Origin of the sequence: Candidatus Megaera polyxenophila, assembly GCF_029982035.1 — a bacterium.
Lineage (GTDB): Bacteria > Pseudomonadota > Alphaproteobacteria > Rickettsiales > Rickettsiaceae > Megaera > Megaera polyxenophila.
This window is the reverse complement of the sequence record NZ_CP104166.1, coordinates 624,707-645,003: the sequence shown is the minus strand read 5'-3', so window position 1 is coordinate 645,003 and position 20,297 is coordinate 624,707. Positions and strand designations below refer to the sequence as shown.

The following is a 20,297-nucleotide window of genomic DNA, read 5'->3' as shown; positions in this document are numbered from 1 at the left end:
CCCCCTGGAGGCAATTTTAGTCCCGCAATACCAAAATATTTTACATTATTTATTATTTTATCAGATTGCAAAGAGAGGGTTATGTCTTATATTTTTTACAGAATTCGAATTTATTGGTCATGCCTTAAACTGTATCTATTTTATTGTTTACTTCTCCAATTTCTATCTCTTTTATGTCATTTTTTTCATATTAATTTACTTGGCTTACTAAATTCTCTATATAATTGGCCTTTCTATTAGGATGTAATAATAAATCTCAAATCATAGAGAAAGCAATTAATAGGGATTTCTAGATTATATTCCAGAAGATATAACTCCTCTGAACCCAAGTTGAGGTTTGTCAAAAAGGTTTTTTGAACTTTTACCAACAGTTGTTTCCTATAATCTTAAAGCTGCCATCACTAAAAATCCACCTATTCTACAGTAACGCTTTTAGCCAAATTACGTGGTTGATCTATGTCATTTCCTTTTAAATCAGCAGTATAATATGCAAGTAGCTGCATAGGTATAGAATAAATCATTGGAGCAATAAATTCTTCACAATCAGGTATTTCTAGAGTCCAATATGATGAATCTATTACCTTTCCTACATTACTTGAACCGACAATAGTTAACAATTTACCTCCTCTAGCACCTAACTCCTGTAAATTTGAAAACATTTTTTCAAATAAACTGCCATTTGGCATTAGCGCAACTATTGGCATGTTACTGTCAATTAAAGAAATAGGACCATGTTTTAGTTCACCCCCAGCATAACCTTCAGCATGTATATATGATAATTCTTTTAATTTCAGCGATCCTTCAAGGGCGATAGGATATAAATTGCCCCTTCCAATGAATAACACACTCGGAAAATCTTTAATTTGCATAGCAGCAGTTCTTATTTTGTCACTTTGTAACAAAATTTTTGTAATCATACTAGGTACTGTTGACAATAAAATTTTTAGCTCTTCAACCTTATTATTAGAAATATTTTGGTTCTTCAGACCTATATTTAATCCTAAGGCAGCAATAACCATTAATTGTCCCAAAAATGCTTTAGTAGAAGCAACACCTATTTCAGGACCAACCATTATTGGTAATACATAATCAGATGCTCGGCCAATTGAACTATTTTCTGTATTTACAATTGAAATAATAGGTTGACCGTTAGCTTTTGCTTGCTTTAAAGCCTCTAGTGTATCTAAAGTTTCCCCTGATTGAGAAATTACAATTGTAACTTCGTTTTTTTTCCTAGCAACAGTACGATATCTAAACTCAGATGCAATTTCCAAATCCACTGCAATGTTAGTTAATTCTTCTAACCAGTATTTAGCAACTAACCCTGAATAATAAGCAGTACCGCAAGCTAAAATTTTTATATGCTGAATATTTTGCCAATCTATCTTTATTTTACTTAATTCATCTGTTCTTAAATATTTATCGATAGCCCTCTCAAGTGCTATTGGCTGTTCGTATATTTCTTTAAGCATGAAATGCGGAAAATCCTTTTTAGATACTTCTTCTACTAATGAAGATTTTTTAACAGTACGCTTAACTGGATTACCATTTTTATCAAAAATCTGATATGAATTTAGACTAATTAAAACTGCATCCTCATCCTCAAAATACACTACCTCACCTACATTACTGCCAAAAGCTACTATATCTGAAGCAATGTAAGTAGCATCTTTTGCTAAGCCTAGAATTAAAGGAGTTTTTTTACAAGTTGCAAATAACAGCTCAGCATCATGAAACATAAATACTAAAGAAAATGACCCTTCCAATCTTGCAATAGTCTGCTTAGAGGCTTCTATATGGTTATTATTCAATGAAAAATAGTAATCAAGTAGATTAGCCACAACCTCCGTATCAGTTTCAGATTTAAATCCATATCCTAAACCTTGTAACTCGTGCTTTAGCTCTTTATAATTCTCAATAATTCCATTATGGACTAATGCTATCCGATCAGTTGTATGTGGATGAGCGTTGACTACACTTGGCACACCATGTGTTGCCCACCTTGTATGACCAATTCCTATATTACTGTCTAATTTTTTCTGAGGTAAAAGTTTTTTTAGCTCTACGACTTTGCCTACGGTCTTAACTAAATGTATTTGATTATTTTGGATTACAGCAAGCCCGGCACTATCGTAGCCCCTATATTCCAATTTCTCAAGGCCATTTACTAACGCAGGTAATATATTATTATTAGTAACGCCAGCTATGATACCACACATATTTATTTTCTCCTATTAGGTTTCATAAGTTGGTGACTCCGACCAATAGCAAAAGTGTAGTCCGGAACATCTTTATTGATAAAGGAACTAGCCCCTATAAGTGAATTACATCCAATTGTAAGAGGTGAGATTAAAGAACTGTTAGAGCCAATAAAACTATTATCTTTAATTACTGTCTTGTACTTTTTTAAGCCGTCATAATTACAAGTAACCACCCCAGCACCTATGTTTACATTACTGCCAATTGTGGCATCTCCTATATAGGATAAATGAGATGCTTTTGTACCGATACCGAAGGTAGAATTTTTTATTTCAACAAAATTTCCTATTTTTACATTACTTCCTATCCTGGTCTCACCTCTTATCCTCACAAATGGCCCTATTTTAGATTCTTTCTCTATTTCCACGCCTTCTAAATAAGAAAAAGCTCTAATATGAACATTACTATCTATTCTAACCTTATGGCCAAAATAGACGTTAGGTTCGACTAATACATCCTTTCCAAAAGTAGTATCATATGATAAATATGTGGTATCTGGATCTTGTAAATATACTCCCCTGTCAATTGCATCTTTTCGCAACCTATTTTGTATTTCTTGAGCAAAAGCAACCACTTTGGAATTACTATTTAATAGCTTAAGCTCAAATGAATCTAGATTACAACACAACCATTCTGGATTAATATTATCATAAAATAAGTTAATATCGGGCGAAAAATCGTTTAATAAATTAACATTAACCAGAGCTATGCAAGGTTCAGAATCCAATAAGCCAATTAGCACCTTATGGTTTTTCTTCTTTTCAACCAATGATTCAATAGTTTGGTCAGTAAGGCCTATAAGATTAGTTTTAACAAGCAGCACACTATCATGAGGTAAAGACGTTTTTAGTTTACCACAGCTAATGGTATCTCGAGCAAATTGCTTTATCATTTTAGCTGCTACCACATGGGTACTATATTCCGAATCTATGAAAAAAACCTTATGATCCATGAAAACAGATATACTCTTTATTATAAATGGTGTAAAATGCTGCAGTTTACACAAAATTTATACGAAAAGCAAAGGAAATAATCATGCTAAAAAAGTATTTTGGTACAGATGGAATAAGAGGGAGAAGTAATACCGGCGTTATCACTCCAGAAATTATGATAAAATTGGCAAGAGCAACCTCTATAGCTTGTGATTTTCTTGGAAAGAAAGCAACTATAGTGATAGGGAAAGATACAAGATTATCCGGTTATATGCTAGAATCCGCATTAACTTCGGGGTTTATTTCAATGGGTGTGAATGTAGTATTAATAGGGCCAATGCCCACACCTGCAATATCAATGTTGGTAAGAAGCTTGCGAGCAGACCTTGGTATGATGATTTCAGCTTCGCATAATCCTTATTACGATAATGGTGTTAAATTTTTTCAATCTTCAGGCCATAAAATTTCTTCCGAGTTAGAAAGAAAAATTGAACAATTAATGCATACTGACTTATCAGGATATGTAGCAGAATATCATGACTTAGGAAAAGCTCTAAAACTAGGAGATGCACGTGGACGTTATATTGAACATGTAAAATACTCATTCCCGCCTAATCTAAAATTAGATGGAATAAAATTAGTGGTCGATTGTGCTAATGGAGCAGCTTACGATATTGCACCTAAAGTGTTTCATGAGTTGGGAGCAGAGGTTATTGCATGCGAGATAAGCCCTACAGGTTTTAACATTAATGATAAGTGCGGGGTTATGGATTCGCAATTGCTAACCCAGAAAGTATTAGAACATAAAGCGGATCTCGGAATCGCATTAGATGGGGATGCCGATAGAGTTGTAGTAGTAGATGAAAATGGACAAGTAATAGATGGAGATCAAATAATTGCTTCTTTAGCACAATATTTACTAGAAAACAACTTATTACGAAATAACTTAGTAACTACTACCATCATGTCTAATATGGGATTAGAGCTATATTTGAAAACAATTGGAATAGACCTTATACGGACAAGTGTGGGGGATAAATATGTAGTAGAAAAAATGGGTGAATTAGGCTGCAATCTAGGTGGAGAGCAATCCGGGCATATTATCATCGGATCAAACCAAGCAACAGGAGATGGAATTAAGGCTGCTCTTGGAGTTCTTGCTATGTATAGGCAAGCACAAAATCCTATAAGTAAGGTACTCAATAAATTTGTACCAGTACCACAATTTACTCGTAATATTCGCTACGACCATAAATATTACCACAAATTTACAACCTTACGAGGCGAAAAAATCGAGGAAATTAGCAAGTTCTACCAAGAGCGTTACGCCAAAAGCGTAAGAGTTGTAATACGCCAATCTGGGACAGAACCAATAATAAGGTTAATGGTTGAAAGCCAAGATGCCGATTTGGCTCAAAATTTACTAACGGAGATGCAGAATAAAATAGAAAATGAAATTCAATCTTTATTAGAGAACTCTAAATAAATCTTAGTTAAATGAGGAAATAGAATTTGTTAGGCAAAAACTATAATAGAACTCATTGCGGGTTTGAATTTTTACGAAATAAAACCATTATAGCCTTGTATTTAAAAGGTTTGTAGATATATTGAGTATTCATTAATTTTATTTAAGTAACCAAATAGAATGAGCAGAATTAGACGATACAACAAGCTTCCTACTGTTTTGAGAGAAGATGAATTTAACGAATTTGTCTTACCGCATCTTAAAAAAGGCACACGTGGTCCAAGTAAAAAGATATCATTTTTCAAATTATTTAATTACATTCTTAAACTCATGCATACTGGTTGCCAATGGGAACAGATACCAATAGACAAAAATAAAGACGGCATGCCAGAAATTCACTATACTAATATCTATAATGCTTTTAAGTTCTGGGTTAAGCACGGATGCTTTGATAAGATTTTCGAAGCTTCGGTGGCAAGGTTATTTAAAGCTGGAATGCTTGATACTGATATATTACATGGTGATGGTACTTGTACTTCTGCTAAAAAAGGGGTGACAACTTAGGGTATAATGGTCATAAACACACTAAAGGAGACAAGGTTGTACCGTTTTGTGATAGAAACTGCAATGTTATTGCGCCTTTTGTTACTGCTCCGGGTAATAGGAATGAAGGAATCCTGCTTACTCCTGCAATATCAAACTTAAAAAAGATTGTAAAACTAATAGGTATAGATCTCAAGGAAAGTACCATGAGCTTAGATGGTGTATATAATTCACGTAAAAATCGTAAAGCAATTTTTAATCTTGGCATGACTCCTAATATGCCAGAGAATAAAAGGAGTCGCAAGAAATCTAAGCGAGGAAGAAAGCAAACTTTTTGCCGGAAAATCTTTAAAGAAAGGTTTAGAACGATAGAGAGAATATTTGCCTGGGAAGATAAATTCAAACGGTTGTTACTGAGATTTGAATTCCACAGCATAAACCATTATGCTCTGAAAACTATAGCCTACAGCATGGTTAACCTGCGGCATTTTTGTGGATAACGGCTAAGCATGGATTAAACAAGGTGCGGATGAAGCTAAAGGGAGAATACTGCCCAAATTGCCAAAAATTAAGCAATTTGATTATAAAATCATCAAAAATTCCAATACAAAAGCTGCAGTTCCAAAATCTTATCGACGAGAATAAAAACCCACCCGTTTTTAAACTATGAAACCAGCAATGAGTTCAGAGAACGAATTTCATCTTGGATTATCCGGTTTATATGAGACAGAATTACCTGATTTGATCTAATAATTTAATTATTAACCATTCCATTTGCTAGTTGTAGCAATAAAAGTTTTATGCTACTATTTCACGGTTCTTTTATAAATAGTGGCTGCTTAAGAACTACATATTAAAAAGATCTGTAAAACTTCTCTTTAAGAGGTATATATGTATGCAAAATTCTCAAAACACTATTTTATCTGATTACCAGGAAAAACTAGCTGAAACTTTTGAGCATATAAATTATCTAATTGATAATGATAAAATAGATAATGTAAAAATAGCCCTTCTTGCTTTACATTATGCAGATTTAGCAGATTTTCTAGACAATACCAATCATAAATTATACGACCTAGTTTTACCGATAATTGCAGACGATATAGAGCCAGAGACTCTTGTCTGGTTGAGCGATAGTAATAAACAGGCTGCAATAGAAGCCTTTGGTATTAACAAAACCGTTAAGCTAATAAATCAGTTAGATATCGAGGACTGCATTGAGGTAATAGACACCTTAGACGAAGATTTAAAAGATCAGATAATAAAAAACTTAAACCCTGATAAAAGAAAACAAATAATTGAAGGTTTTAAATATCCGGAAAATACAGTAGGTCGAATAGTTGAAAAACATTTTATTGCTTTTCAAGAAGATTGGTCAGTAGAACAAGCAATAGAGCATATACGCAAAAGCAAGATTACTCATGATTTCCATGCTGGAATTGTAGTAAATAGTAAATACCAGCCGGTGGGTAATATATTATTATGCACTTTGGTTAAAAGCTTACCTAGCGAACCGTTAATCAATTTAATGAATTCAGAGTTTAAAATTGCCGAAACTAGTACGAAACTTGATGAAATAGCTTTTATATTCAAACAATACGCTTTAACTATTGTACCGGTTGTAAATAAAAAAGGAAAGCTAGTGGGAAGCGTATCAATAGATAATATGATTTACATTATTGAAGAACAGACCGAAAGCGAATTTTTACATCTAGGCGGTATCAATACTAGCGATATATTTGATAATCTGTATGCAACTGTAAAGCATAGATTTCCTTGGTTGTTTATTAATTTAATTACAGCTTGTGCTACTTCCCTCGTTATTAACCAATTTAGCGATGCCATAGAGAAATTAATCGCCCTTGCTACCATAATGCCTATTGTTGCTAGTATGGGTGGTAATGCTGGCACCCAGGCAATGACTGTTACTGTAAGGGCGTTAGCCAATAGGGAAATAAAACAGATATACATAACGAAAGTTATTTTAAAGGAAATATTTGTCTGTTTATTAAATGGCTTCGCTCTGGCAATTATAGGATCGTTAATTATATATATACCTTTTTCTGATTTAAATTTAAGCCTAGTTTTCACTGCTGCGATAATAATTAATTTTACCGCTGCAGGATTACTTGGCTCTAGTATCCCAATCATTCTGGATCATTTTGATATTGACCCAGCAACTTCTTCTGGTGTGGTTCTGACGGCACTTACAGATGCACTTGGCTTTTTTAGCTTTCTTGGACTTGCCTTCTTCTTTCTTATTTAAAAAATTAAAAAAACTTCTTTCTATTACCACAGAGATGTGTTATAAAATAAATGTACATATTTCAAGATGAGTTTCTGTGTATTTTAATAAATTCTCATCCAACTGGTTAAGTAGTACAAATGAAACATGGTGGTAAAAGAAACGGCGCTGGAAGACCAAAAGGACAGGGTAAATACGGCACCAGCACAAAAGCTATTAGGGTGCCAGAATATTTGCTGGAGGACGTAAAAAATTACTCCATTAATGGCGGTTATAAAATCCCGCTTTTTAGCTCAAAAGTAGAAGCTGGTTACCCCTCTTTAGCTGATGATCATATAGAGGAGATGGTGGATATGAATTCTCTTTTAATTAGGAATCCTAGTACGACTTTTTGCGTGAAAGTTTCTGGCCTGTCAATGATAGATGCAGGAATTTATGAAGGTGATATTTTGCTTGTTGACAGTAGTATTAAACCTGGGGAAGGTAAAATAATTATTGCTGCCATAGATGGGATGTTAACAGTTAAAAGACTTGGTTTTCTTAAAATGAAACCTTACTTACTTCCAGCAAATCCAGATTTTGATCCTATTCCGATTTTAGAAAATTCAGAAGTTCATATTTGGGGAGTAGTAATAAAAATACTTAGAAGTTTATAAGGAGGGTTACAATATATGGTATTAGAAATTTACGAAATCCAGAATATACAGAGTGCAAGAAAATATTTATCTCGGACTGCTGAGCCTGTAATACTGAGTAACCCTCAAGGAAGCACCAGATATTACGGCATGAGGGTTATTGATTATATTTTTAAGACACTTCAAAGGGAGTTTCCTGAAAAAATAAAAGGTATAGTTGTTGACGCTTATGACGACTATTCTGCAGTAGTAACAGCAAAAGAATTAGGTTACGATAATATAAAATATAATAACGAATTTGCTCAAAGAGGAAACCAATTTTAGATCCAAACTAATGGTTAGTTCAGAAATCACAAGTATAGTTAAAGAGTGGCAATCTTATCTCGAACTGCAAAAAAACTATTCTAAAAATACTAGAGAAGCATATTTAAATGATGTAAAAGCTTATTTTGCTTTTATCAGTAATTATTCTGAAGAATCCGTCAGTTTGAAATCTATTTCCTTAGTAGATATAAGGCTTATCAGGAGCTGGATATCTGATCGCAGATTTTCCGATTACAAGGCTAGCTCAAGTGCAAGAGCTTTATCTTCAGTAAAAAGCTTTTATAAGTACTTGGAAAAAACACGGAATATTGTATGCCACTCAATATATACAGTATCTAGCCCTAAAAAAGCCAAAACTTTACCAAAAGCATTATCTAAAGAAGATACATTATTTTCTCTAGATAAAGTAGCCTCTTTAAGCGAAACTCGGTGGATTGATTTGCGCAATAGAAGCTTGCTTACCTTAATTTACGCTAGTGGCCTGAGAATTTCGGAAACATTATCAATAACAAAACAACATATTAAGGAAACCGAATACATAAAAGTTATTGGAAAAGGCAATAAAGAAAGGTTAGTACCGTGGATTGATAATGTAAAAAAGCTTATTTTGGAGTACTTAAAAGAGTTGCCTTACAATATATGCGAAAATGAACCTATATTTAGAAGCAAAACAGGGAAAGTATTACACAGATGTAACTTTAATTCTGAATTAGTTAAATTAAGACGTATTTACGGTTTACCAGAACATTTAAGTTCACATTCATTTCGCCATAGCTTCGCGACCCATTTGCTAGAAAATGGTGCTGACCTAAGATCCATTCAAGAGTTGCTTGGCCATAAAAGCCTGTCGACCACTCAAAAATATACAAAAGTTAATTTAAGTCATTTAGAAAGTGTTTATAACAAATCCCATCCTGAAGCAAAATTATCTTTAGATAAAAAACCGCTTAATCCAAAATAAGTTGTTTAATTATTTTACCTTGCCTTTTTATTGTCTTTTATACTATATTAAACCTGTTTTGAAAAAGGAGGTTAAAATGGATAAAATTATTCTGCCACAAGGTTATAAACCTTCAGAAAATGAAGAATATATGAATCCAATGCAGTTGGAATATTTTAAACAAAAACTTTTAAATTGGCGCAATGGTTTACTTGCGGAATCTAGGGAAACATTAAATCATTTAAAAGAAGAAACCTGGAATGAACCGGATTTAAATGATCGTGCAAGTGTTGAAACAGAAACAACTATTGAGCTTAGAACCCGGGATCGCTATCGCAAATTAATTGATAAGATAGAATCTGCCCTTGAGCGGATCAATACAGGTAACTACGGTTACTGCGAAGAAACAGGAGAAGCAATAGGTATTAAAAGACTCGAAGCAAGGCCTGTAGCTACTTTGTGTATAGAAGCGCAAGAACGTCACGAGAATTACGAAAAGACTCATATTGATGAGGATCTTCTCGATTCATAAAAAGTTTTAGTATACTTCTGTTTTTATCATTGAGGGGATAAACACTAACCCTTGGGGTCGTTATCTAGCTAATCTCTTGTGAGAAGATGCAAAGTAAATTTTGCCTAAGTAATAATATTTTATAACTATTCACACAGGAAATTAGCTAATGATATACTGAGTAATTATGCTATTTCAACTTCCTCATGTTCATCACTTTTAATAACACCAGATAACTTAACTGTAGATAAATTATCGCTATAACTATGGTGTTCATGGTACATAAACCCGGAACCTAAATGTACAAGCTTTGCCGGAACAGCAACTGCTGGGTTCTTACTTATTTCTGCTGCTTTCTTATTGTAATTATCATAAAAAGATTGGGCAAATGACCAAGTACTCATAACACACATAGCTCCGTTGGTTAGCATCATAAATATTTGAAACATATTAATTATCCCCCTAAATTAGGTTTACGTTTATTGAATTAAAACCTTAAGATTAAACATATAATACGCCGTAATTATAATTATAAACAACGTAAATTAATAATATATTAATTTGTTAATTAAGTACTAATACTTTATCCGACATCATCGTTGCAAAGCGCAACACTTACTACTCATACCAGAAATTCTGATAAAAGTTTAACACTGAGTTTCAGGCAAAGGACAACTAGGGACTTTATAGTCCCTTTGGTGGTGAAAACCTCCATCTTCCAGATGGAAAAGCTTTAGCTTGTCTAATGCGCCATGATGCGGTAGCATCATAAGTCTATGACTTACTATAACAAAAGATCACATTCAGTTTTTTATCATCGTTATCATATAGTATGGATAACGAAATATCGCTATAAGGTACTTACTTACGACATAAAAAAACGTGTTCGGGAACTAGTGTTACAGGTAGCTGAGGAAATGAGTATAAAGATAGAAAATGGCGTTGTATCAAGCGACCATGTCCATATATTTGCAAATATTCCTCCGCATATTAAAATTAGTGAATTTGTTCAGAAAGCTAAGGGAAGATCATCTAAAAGAATACAGGAAGAATTTCCGATACTAAAAAAGAAATACTGGGGTAGACATTTATGGGGCAGAGGATACTTCAGTTCAACTAGCGGTAATGTTACAGATGATATGATTAACGAATATATCAACAAACACACTGACGCTCATGAGACCGACTTTACTTCAAATATTAGGCTAGAATGAGCTTTAGCTTGATAAGCGACTTCTAGTCGCAAAGATCAAACTTTCATCTCTCAGATGAAAGTGGTTGATTTTTTATGATTTATTTACGATAACAGAACGGTTTTTTAGTGTATTTGCTTGCATATTTGTAAATTCACTAATTTTATCCCCTGAATACTTTTATCTAAAAAATTAGAAAATTTTTATTTATTCTACATAATACTCAATATAACATACAAATAATCAACCTAAGCAGTGACAAACCAATGAATAACCTAGTGGGTAATATAGATATAATAATAGTTATATCCTTTTTAGTAATTAACCTAATAGTTGGTTTGTACTCTGGAAAAAGTATAAAGACAATAAAAGAATATGCTATAGGTAATAGAAATTTTAGCACTGCAACTATTGCTGCTACTATAGTTGCTACTTGGCTCAGTGGAGCAAGTTTTACTGTTACTACAACTGAAACTTATAACAACGGACTATATTTTATCATCCCAGGACTAGGTGATGCAATGTCTTTTTTTATAATTTCCTACCTTTATGCCCCACGGATGGCCGAATTTTTAGGAAAGTTATCAGTAGCAGACGCAATGGGTAGTATTTATGGTAAACACATAAGAAGTATAACAGCAGTATCAGGAATATTCCCCGCCGTAGGAAATGTCGCAATGCAATTTTCAATTTTAGCAGCATTATTAAATAGTTGGCTTGGTATTCCTGGAATATATGCAATAGCGGCAAGTAGCTTGATAATTATTACTTATTCTACCTTTGGAGGAATTAAGTCAGTTACTTTTACAGATATGATTCAGTTTTTTGCTTTCGGTGTAGTAATGCCGATAATAGCTTTTGTCATTTGGTCTGCATTACCTGAGGCCGAAACAGTATTTAATTCTATAAATCAACACCCTTCATTTAATTATCATGCAGTATTTGACTATCACGACCCTAATTTTTTGAATATTTTATAGTATAGGAATTTCAAAATTTGTAACCAGAAAAATTGTTAATCAAAACTTTGAAAATTCGTTTAATAAAATGTAGTTACAAGCCACAATATTAGAAATTATCAACACTTTTATAAAAATCTCTGCCAGAATCTATCTAAAAATAGGTTCAGTTTTACAAATTATGTGGCTAAGACGTGAAAGAAGTGTTCGCCATAATGATGTTATCTAGGCGTTGATAATAATTCATTGATTCTTATTAATAACAATGGCGGAGATAAACCGTAATAAACTTGCCGCAGATTCATACATTTATTGCAATTATAGCAAAACAGAGGATCTATTTTAAAATTCAACCAAATCATTAATCTCCAACTAATGAGCTTGGTTTTCTTATGAACGATTTGATTAATTGCCTTATATACGATAGGTAATTGTACGCCCCTAGTTCTATTAGATAAAAAACCGTAATACCTAATCATTCGAAAATAACGATCTGGTATATGCATAATCAGACTAGCTATGAACTGCATCACGGGCATAGTTATGCGATCAATTGTATTATTATAGTGATCAAGAAATTTAAACGTTACCTGCTTTCCGTCGTAATTTTCTATTCTTGTCTCGGAAATAGGGGGCGTTTTATATACCGCCCTAAATATTCTATGTTGCGTTTATGATCATCCGATGGTTTTTGTAAATAAACATACCAACTGATTTCGTATAAACTACTCATCCAGTTATTAAAATTCTCAGCATTTTGATATGCGGACGGCAACTTCAAATTACTTGAGATATATTGAAAGCGAAATAACTCAAGGACTCTATGTCTCCACATTTTTTTAATAGGTTCGGCAGGAAAAAATAATTTTTGCCACTTGCCTTTGCTATTTATACCGCCGCAAGTAACCGATAAATGGATATGAACATTGCGTTTTAAATCTCTACCGAAAGTGTGTAAGGCAGTAAATATACCAACCACAAGATTTTTCTTTGTAGCTATCTCCTTAATAATTCCTGCTGCAATACCGGAAATCAATCCAAACAGATCACGATTGAGCCAAAATATCGGCCATAAAGAGTCCGGCATTGTAAATGTAATGTGCTGCCATCGTGTTTTTGGTAGAACATTGCTAGCCTTACTCACCCATTGATCCGTTTGTTTCTTACCACAACGAGAACAAAACCTACCTTTACAGCTGAATGCTACCGATTTATTGCGGTTACAATCACGGCAGCTATAACGTTTAAATCCTAAATATTTCGTTCCACACGATATAACTTTAGTGACGTTGAAAATAATGCCGTATCTTAGCTTGCCGTATTTTTTAGCGAAATCGAGACCAATTACCACGGTCTAGAAAAATATGTTTTATAGATATTCCTTTACCGACTATTTCCATAAATTACTTATAGTTAATGTTTTCTTACCAAGGAATCTTTCTTCCTTTGCGTTCTAAATCAAATTCTTTACAATCAGGGCAATAGTAAACAGAATTATACTTATGATTGGGAGATATTTTTCGCAACATTATCCAGAAAGCCTTGGCTATTTCCTTATCTCCTTCGGAAAAAATCTTTTTGATCCTGCTGTAAGGAATTGCTTGCTCTTTAGAAATGGCCTTAAGAGTTTTTACCGCTAATTCATTGACCAAATGCTGCTCAGAGTGCAAGTTACTCATAACTCAATTATATATTATCTTATGTATGTCTAACATTCAGTCTTTATAACTCAAGTTAAAACAAATCAAATACCAGTATTATAATCCTCCATAAATATTTATCGGTCAAGAGTATCTTCTTTTAAGCTGCCACCGATAGGTGGCTTATCTTGTTTTTATTTCTCTTTTTTATGATACCCGGCATTGATTCAGCGGTTTTTCAAAGAATCTCAATGGCAAGGAACACTATCCAAGTTTCTAAATCTTTCATTATTGCTGGTTTTTTTGTTATTATTTGTGATCTTATTGTCAATACCTTTATCGGTGTTATGTTAATAGCAGATAATGCTCCACCTTTAGATTCAGGTAACGTTATACCTTACATTGTAAACCATTACCTTACTAATGGTTTTAAAGGACTTTTTATCATGGGAATCATGGCAATGATAATGTCTACAGCAGATAGTTATATTAATTCCTCTGCTGTATTATTTGCTTATGACATTTCAGAAACCATGAACTTAAAATTAACAGAAAGAAAACACCTATTATTTGTACGTATTGCTGCTTTCTTAATAGGCATTTTCGCTTTACTACTAAGCTTATTTTTAAATAACTTACTTGAGCTCGTCCTAGCTACATATAGCTTTTATATGCCAATAGTATCGGTACCTTTAATATTAGCTATTTTTGGTTTCCGGAGCTCAAGCAGAGCAGTTTTAATAGGTATGACAGCAGGCTTTATTACTGTAATGTATTTTAAGTTTTTCTCTGAAATCGATAGCATAGTGCCTGGAATGGTTGCTAATGCAATATTTTTTATAGGTAGTCACTATATACTTCGCGAACAAGGGGGATGGAGAGGGGTAAAAGATACCCCTTCATTAGATTCTTTGAGAGCAGAAAGAGCAAGAAAAAGATACCAATTTATCCAATCAATAAAGAACTTCAATTTAATTACATTTTGTCAGAACAACACCCCGAGAGAAAAAAGAATTTTTGTCTATTTTGGGTTATTTTGTGTATTAATAATATCATCTAGCGTTTACTCATTACCTAAAACTGTTCAGAATGAATATAGCTTGATACTAAATCCAATATATTATTTAGCACTTATTTTATCGACTATGTTTATTACTTATCCATTATGGTCAGAAAAGTTTGCAAATAAAGCCTTTACCTCTCTTTTATGGAATATAGCGGTATTTTATAGTATAGGAAATTCAAAATTTGCAACCAGAAAAATCATCAATCAGCTTTTTAAAAATTCGTTTAATAAATATGTAGTTACCAGCCACAATATTAGAAATTATCAACACTTTTACAAAAATCTCTGCCAGAATCTATCTAAAAATAGGTTCAGTTTTACAAATTATGTGGCCAAGACGTGAAAGAAGTGTTCGCCATAATGATGTTATCTAGGCGTTGATAATAATTCATTGGTTCTTATTAATAACAATGGCGGAGATAAACCGTAATAAACTTGCCGCAGATTCATACATTTATTGCAATTATAGCAAAACAGAGGATCTATTTTAAAATTCAACCAAATCATTAATCTCCAACTAATGAGCTTAGTTTTCTTATGAACGATTTGATTAATTGCCTTATATACGATAGGTAATTGTACGCCCCTAGTTCTATTAGATAAAAAACCGTAATACCTAATCATTCGAAAATAACGATCTGGTATATGCATAATCAGACTAGCTATGAACTGCATCACGGGCATAGTTATGCGATCAATTGTATTATTATAGTGATCAAGAAATTTAAACGTTACCTGCTTTCCGTCGTAATTTTCTATTCTTGTCTCGGAAATAGGGGGCGTTTTATATACCGCCCTAAATATTCTATGTTGCGTTTATGATCATCCGATGGTTTTTGTAAATAAACATACCAACTGATTTCGTATAAACTACTCATCCAGTTATTAAAATTCTCAGCATTTTGATATGCGGACGGCAACTTCAAATTACTTGAGATATATTGAAAGCGAAATAACTCAAGGACTCTATGTCTCCACATTTTTTTAATAGGTTCGGCAGGAAAAAATAATTTTTGCCACTTGCCTTTGCTATTTATACCGCCGCAAGTAACCGATAAATGGATATGAACATTGCGTTTTAAATCTCTACCGAAAGTGTGTAAGGCAGTAAATATACCAACCACAAGATTTTTCTTTGTAGCTATCTCCTTAATAATTCCTGCTGCAATACCGGAAATCAATCCAAACAGATCACGATTGAGCCAAAATATCGGCCATAAAGAGTCCGGCATTGTAAATGTAATGTGCTGCCATCGTGTTTTTGGTAGAACATTGCTAGCCTTACTCACCCATTGATCCGTTTGTTTCTTACCACAACGAGAACAAAACCTACCTTTACAGCTGAATGCTACCGATTTATTGCGGTTACAATCACGGCAGCTATAACGTTTAAATCCTAAATATTTCGTTCCACACGATATAACTTTAGTGACGTTGAAAATAATGCCGTATCTTAGCTTGCCGTATTTTTTAGCGAAATCGAGACCAATTACCACGGTCTAGAAAAATATGTTTTATAGATATTCCTTTACCGACTATTTCCATAAATTACTTATAGTTAATGTTTTCTTACCAAGGAATCTTTCTTCCTTTGCGTTCTAAATCAAATTCTTTACAATCAGGGCAATAGTAAACAGAATTATACTTATGATTGGGAGATATTTTTCGCAACATTATCCAGAAAGCCTTGGCTATTTCCTTATCTCCTTCGGAAAAAATCTTTTTGATCCTGCTGTAAGGAATTGCTTGCTCTTTAGAAATGGCCTTAAGAGTTTTTACCGCTAATTCATTGACCAAATGCTGCTCAGAGTGCAAGTTACTCATAACTCAATTATATATTATCTTATGTATGTCTAACATTCAGTCTTTATAACTCAAGTTAAAACAAATCAAATACCAGTATTATAATCCTCCATAAATATTTATCGGTCAAGGGTATCTTCTTTTAAGCTGCCACCGATAGGTGGCTTATCTTGTAATTTAGCTTTCTGTAATAGCGTATTAGCTATAGCAGGTCAATTTAATCAACTACATGCTATTATATTAATGGCAAGTTTAACTGCTATAGCAATTTTGATAAGATGGCAAACAGCTATATTATTTACCATAATAGGAGTAGCAATTGCTGTACAATATTGCGAAATGTATATGAATATAAGCTCTTTAAATGATCATACAGATAATTTGCAATTACAAATCACTTATTCTTTACTGCTGATAAGTGTCTTATTACTCTCCTTCTTTAAACAAAAACAAGAAGAGAATAAAATAACTGAACTTAAAGTTAGCAAATTAGATAATAAATTAGATGACCAAAAATTGGAGCTAATTAAGTCGCAGGAACTCAAGGACGAATTCTTACGAAACCTTCAACATGAAATTCGTACCCCTGTCACCGGTATTACTAGTATAGGTCAAGTTCTATGGGATAATTATGATAAATTCACTGAACAACAAAGGCGAAGTGCAATCAAGGAAATAGCAGAAAGCTCTGAACGCCTTGTAAGCCTTGTAAATAATATGGTTGATTTATCAAAACTTAAAAGTCTCACTTATGAGCTTAGCTGTACAAAAGTAAATTTAAGTGAGCTTATCTATCAACGATCGGAGATTTGTAGGAAAATCTATTTAAATGATAAAGAGCTCGAATTTATCTATGACATACAAGATAATCTAATGGTTAATTGTGATAAGCATTATATAACTTCAACGCTCGATAATTTAATTACTAATGCTATTTCGTACAGCCCTGAGGGAACTATTACCGTTTCCTTCAGAAAGGAAGAAAATTTGGTTAAGTTCAATATTACTGATGAAGGATTAGGAATCCCCCCACAAGAACTCCATCATATCTTTGGCACTTTTATGGTTAGCTCCAGAACAAAGACACCTTCCGGTGGCCGAGGACTAGGACTTGCTTTATGCAAAAAAGTTATTGAAGCTCATAAAGGCCAAATCTGGTGTGAAAGTGACGGTAAAAACGGTTCTAGTTTTACTTTTGTAATTCCCTATACTCCATAATATACACCTGTCCTGTGCATAAGTAGTATATATAAATGGGTATCTTCCCTTATTTTCTAACATAAAGCTAACTCTAAAGGAGTTTTAGCAATATTTATATTATAAGAAAATATATTGCTCTAACTCGTAGTGTTCTAAAATGGTTCTTGGATTTAGTCAGGTTTTATCGAACAAAAAATGGCTCCTCGGGCCGGATTCGAACCAGCGACCGAACGGTTAACAGCCGTTTGCTCTACCACTGAGCTACCGAGGAATAAGAAAAAATTACTCCGCAAAGACCACTTTAGGAATACAGAATAATTGAACTCCACTCCTTATAACAAAAGTTTTTTACCGGGTCTAGAGTTTTTTTATTTAAATATCTATTTTATATGTTGAGCATGCAGAAAAATCAGCTTATAAAACTTTCTAGACTTTCTCTTAAAACTATTTATTTTACTTTTCAATTTCCTCTTTTAAAGATAGGTTAGATTAATAATTTTATATAGAAATAATTTATCGTGCAGATAATAAAAGTTCTGATCCCTAAAGCCGGCTTATTTCCTTTAGATTATAAGATCTCCAAAGATATTAACATAGAAGTAGGAGATTTAATTATCGTTCCTTTTCGCAGTAGAAACATAACCGGAGTAGTTTGGGAAACAAATTGCTCCTCTAGTGATAAGAAGCTTAAAATAATCGATCTAACTTTAAATCCCGCTGATAACAATTATAAAAATATTGGTCTGGCTAACATTGAACTAATCAAAAAAGCAAGTAGCTATTACCTAGCTTCACTTGGTTCTATTGCTAAACTTGTTATCCCTTTTGATATAAATCTAGAAGTTTTCCAAACCAAAAGTGAAGGATTTTCCGGGGAACATTCCTTACCCAATTTATCGGAAGAACAAGCTAGTACCTTAGATTTTATAAAAGTAACCACAAAACCTGTGTTATTAAAAGGAGTAACCGGTTCAGGGAAAACGGAAGTATATTTCCATTTAGTAGCTGAAACAATCAAAAAGGGAAAACAATCGTTAATAATGCTCCCAGAAATTTCGCTAAGCTCACAAATAATAAAACGTTTTACAGAACGTTTTGGTTTTAAACCAGTTGTGTGGAATTCGACCATTAGTAAAGCTCGCAAAAAAAAGATTATGCAGGGTATATTAAGCGGTTCAACCCAAGTTGTAATAGGAGCTAGAAGTAGCTTGTTTTTACCCTATAAGAACCTGACACTAATTGTAGTAGATGAAGAACATGACGCTTCTTACAAACAAGGCGAGGGAGTTTTATATAATGCCCGTGACATGGCGGTATTAAAAGCTAATTTATTAGGTGCTTCAGTAATTTTAGTTTCAGCAACCCCTTCGATTGAAACTATTTATAACGTCCAGCAGGAAAAATATTCAATGGTGGAGCTTAAAAGCCGTTTCAGCGATGCCAGCTTACCACAAGTAGAAATTATAGATATGCGGAGAATTGAGTTAGAGCAAAATAGCTGGCTTTCAAAGCCATTAGTTACCGCCATTAACACAACGCTAGGGCAAGGGAATCAGTGTTTACTTTTTTTAAACAGACGTGGATATGCGCCATTAATCTTATGTAAAACTTGTGGTTATAGATTTCAGTGCAGTAAATGCTCGGCATCAATGGTGGTCCATAAAAGTAGAAAATTAATAGAATGCCACCATTGCGGTAGTGTGGGTAAAATTTATGACATTTGTCCTGAATGTCACGAAGATAATTCGTTAATCTTATGTGGACCAGGAGTTGAAAGAATTGAGGAAGAGGTAAAAAAGTTATTTCCAGATTCACGGATAAAAGTAATAAGCAAAGACCAAACTACAAAAATAAATCAAATCCAAACTCTATTAAATGAAATGGAAACCGGTAATATTGATATATTAATCGGCACGCAGATCGTTACAAAAGGTTATCACTTTCCAAAACTTTCTTTAGTAGGTGTAATTGATGCAGATCTTGGATTCCTGGGAGGAGACCTAAAATCCGTAGAAAAAACATTTCAATTACTTCATCAGGTAGGAGGACGGGCTGGCAGAACTAAAACGATTAAAGGGAAAATGCTATTACAGAGCTATTTTCCTGAAAACAAAGCCCTAACCGCCCTCGCCCAAGGTAAAGAAGAAGAATTTATTGAAATGGAGATGCTATCTCGAAAAGAGGCAAAAATGCCCCCGTTTACAAAAATGGCAGTTATTAATGTGGCAGGCAAATATCTGGAAAAAACATTATCTATAGCAAATTATATAGTTCAAAAAGCCCCTATTAGCTCAGCAAGAATACTAGGACCAGCTGAAGCCCTAATATTTAAGCTGTCCGGCCGTTATAGATATAGAATATTAATAATTTCTGAAAGGAATTTTAATATCCAGAAATATATCTCTCTATGGTTTTCCAATTGTAAAATCCCGTCATCCTTCCAGGTCAAAATAGACATAGATCCTTATAATTTTTATTAATCTCTATAACTATTGAGAAGTAGTTAACTTTTAAATATAAAATTAGCAAATATGCCACATGTAAATTTTTAGTCCCATTTATATTGATATTTTATTATAACT

19 protein-coding genes, 1 tRNA gene and 2 pseudogenes are annotated in these 20,297 nt (G+C 33.4%); 12 read left to right on the top strand and 10 right to left on the bottom strand.

The annotated features are described in order from the left end of the window. Positions 1-413 precede the first annotated feature (413 nt). Positions 414-2,219: a glutamine--fructose-6-phosphate transaminase (isomerizing) gene (gene glmS / locus N3Z16_RS03465; protein WP_282486742.1), complete on the bottom strand. Its 1,806-nt coding sequence runs from the start codon at positions 2,217-2,219 to the stop codon at positions 414-416. A gap of 2 nt (positions 2,220-2,221) precedes the next feature. After that, on the bottom strand, positions 2,222-3,211 hold the full coding sequence (locus N3Z16_RS03460) for a DapH/DapD/GlmU-related protein (RefSeq protein WP_282486741.1): 990 nt from the start codon (positions 3,209-3,211) through the stop codon (positions 2,222-2,224). A gap of 83 nt (positions 3,212-3,294) precedes the next feature. Between N3Z16_RS03460 and glmM the strand changes: the two genes are divergently transcribed. Beyond that, positions 3,295-4,677, top strand: a complete 1,383-nt coding sequence (gene glmM / locus N3Z16_RS03455; protein ID WP_282486740.1) for a phosphoglucosamine mutase — start codon at positions 3,295-3,297, stop codon at positions 4,675-4,677. Between the two features lie 159 nt (positions 4,678-4,836). Beyond that, positions 4,837-5,220 (top strand): hypothetical protein, encoded by a 384-nt coding sequence (locus N3Z16_RS03450; protein WP_282485819.1) that lies wholly within the window; start codon positions 4,837-4,839, stop codon positions 5,218-5,220. Between the two features lie 10 nt (positions 5,221-5,230). On the opposite strand, the gene N3Z16_RS03445 is transcribed toward N3Z16_RS03450, so the two are convergent. Beyond that, positions 5,231-5,635 carry a hypothetical protein gene (locus N3Z16_RS03445; RefSeq protein WP_282485820.1) on the bottom strand — a complete coding sequence of 135 codons (405 nt, stop codon included), beginning with the start codon at positions 5,633-5,635 and terminating at the stop codon, positions 5,231-5,233. Between the two features lie 459 nt (positions 5,636-6,094). Between N3Z16_RS03445 and mgtE the strand changes: the two genes are divergently transcribed. The 5 genes from mgtE to dksA all read left to right on the top strand — a co-directional run bounded on the left by mgtE (position 6,095) and on the right by dksA (position 9,875). Further along, positions 6,095-7,465, top strand: coding sequence for a magnesium transporter (gene mgtE, locus N3Z16_RS03440; protein ID WP_282486739.1), 1,371 nt, complete (start codon positions 6,095-6,097; stop codon positions 7,463-7,465). A 119-nt stretch (positions 7,466-7,584) separates the two neighbouring features. After that, positions 7,585-8,100 carry a LexA family protein gene (locus N3Z16_RS03435; RefSeq protein ID WP_282486738.1) on the top strand — a complete coding sequence of 172 codons (516 nt, stop codon included), beginning with the start codon at positions 7,585-7,587 and terminating at the stop codon, positions 8,098-8,100. A 15-nt stretch (positions 8,101-8,115) separates the two neighbouring features. After that, the gene (locus N3Z16_RS03430; RefSeq protein WP_223938848.1) at positions 8,116-8,403 is read left to right on the top strand and encodes a hypothetical protein; all 288 of its coding nucleotides are present in this window, start codon (positions 8,116-8,118) and stop codon (positions 8,401-8,403) included. Positions 8,404-8,413: 10 nt separating this feature from the next. Next, entirely contained in the window at positions 8,414-9,364 is a 951-nt protein-coding gene (locus tag N3Z16_RS03425) for a tyrosine recombinase XerC (protein WP_282486737.1), read from the top strand. 76 nt (positions 9,365-9,440) lie between these two features. Then, positions 9,441-9,875 (top strand): RNA polymerase-binding protein DksA, encoded by a 435-nt coding sequence (gene dksA, locus N3Z16_RS03420; protein ID WP_282486736.1) that lies wholly within the window; start codon positions 9,441-9,443, stop codon positions 9,873-9,875. A gap of 164 nt (positions 9,876-10,039) precedes the next feature. Here the strand turns inward: dksA and N3Z16_RS03415 are convergent, their stop codons facing one another. After that, positions 10,040-10,258, bottom strand: a complete 219-nt coding sequence (locus tag N3Z16_RS03415; protein WP_282486735.1) for a hypothetical protein — start codon at positions 10,256-10,258, stop codon at positions 10,040-10,042. A 243-nt stretch (positions 10,259-10,501) separates the two neighbouring features. Further along, complete coding sequence (locus N3Z16_RS03410; protein WP_282486734.1) at positions 10,502-10,624, bottom strand: hypothetical protein; 123 nt, start codon at positions 10,622-10,624, stop codon at positions 10,502-10,504. A gap of 6 nt (positions 10,625-10,630) precedes the next feature. Here N3Z16_RS03410 and tnpA point away from each other — a divergent pair, with 6 nt between their 5' ends. Next, the gene (gene tnpA, locus N3Z16_RS03405) at positions 10,631-11,068 is read left to right on the top strand and encodes an IS200/IS605 family transposase (RefSeq protein WP_282485546.1); all 438 of its coding nucleotides are present in this window, start codon (positions 10,631-10,633) and stop codon (positions 11,066-11,068) included. Between the two features lie 257 nt (positions 11,069-11,325). Beyond that, positions 11,326-12,027 carry a sodium:solute symporter family protein gene (locus N3Z16_RS03400; protein ID WP_282486733.1) on the top strand — a complete coding sequence of 234 codons (702 nt, stop codon included), beginning with the start codon at positions 11,326-11,328 and terminating at the stop codon, positions 12,025-12,027. A gap of 200 nt (positions 12,028-12,227) precedes the next feature. Here N3Z16_RS03400 and N3Z16_RS03395 read toward each other — a convergent pair. Together N3Z16_RS03395 and N3Z16_RS03390 are read right to left on the bottom strand one after the other, a co-directional pair. Then, positions 12,228-13,357 (bottom strand): annotated as a pseudogene (locus tag N3Z16_RS03395) (IS91 family transposase). 73 nt (positions 13,358-13,430) lie between these two features. After that, complete coding sequence (locus N3Z16_RS03390; RefSeq protein WP_282485543.1) at positions 13,431-13,685, bottom strand: hypothetical protein; 255 nt, start codon at positions 13,683-13,685, stop codon at positions 13,431-13,433. 170 nt (positions 13,686-13,855) lie between these two features. On the opposite strand from N3Z16_RS03390, the gene N3Z16_RS03385 reads away from it, so the two are divergent. Continuing rightward, entirely contained in the window at positions 13,856-15,055 is a 1,200-nt protein-coding gene (locus N3Z16_RS03385; RefSeq protein WP_282486949.1) for a sodium:solute symporter family transporter, read from the top strand. Between the two features lie 23 nt (positions 15,056-15,078). On the opposite strand, the pseudogene N3Z16_RS03380 reads toward N3Z16_RS03385, so the two are convergent. Both N3Z16_RS03380 and N3Z16_RS03375 read right to left on the bottom strand, forming a co-directional pair. Next, positions 15,079-16,208, bottom strand: a pseudogene (locus N3Z16_RS03380) (IS91 family transposase). Between the two features lie 73 nt (positions 16,209-16,281). Next, positions 16,282-16,536 (bottom strand): hypothetical protein, encoded by a 255-nt coding sequence (locus N3Z16_RS03375; RefSeq protein WP_282485543.1) that lies wholly within the window; start codon positions 16,534-16,536, stop codon positions 16,282-16,284. A gap of 222 nt (positions 16,537-16,758) precedes the next feature. On the opposite strand from N3Z16_RS03375, the gene N3Z16_RS03370 reads away from it, so the two are divergent. Beyond that, complete coding sequence (locus N3Z16_RS03370) at positions 16,759-17,733, top strand: sensor histidine kinase (RefSeq protein WP_282486732.1); 975 nt, start codon at positions 16,759-16,761, stop codon at positions 17,731-17,733. Between the two features lie 178 nt (positions 17,734-17,911). Here the strand turns inward: N3Z16_RS03370 and N3Z16_RS03365 are convergent. After that, positions 17,912-17,986: transfer RNA gene (locus tag N3Z16_RS03365), tRNA-Asn, on the bottom strand. Between the two features lie 247 nt (positions 17,987-18,233). Here N3Z16_RS03365 and priA point away from each other — a divergent pair. After that, positions 18,234-20,195 (top strand): replication restart helicase PriA, encoded by a 1,962-nt coding sequence (priA, locus tag N3Z16_RS03360; protein WP_282486731.1) that lies wholly within the window; start codon positions 18,234-18,236, stop codon positions 20,193-20,195. The last annotated feature ends 102 nt before the right edge of the window (positions 20,196-20,297 follow it).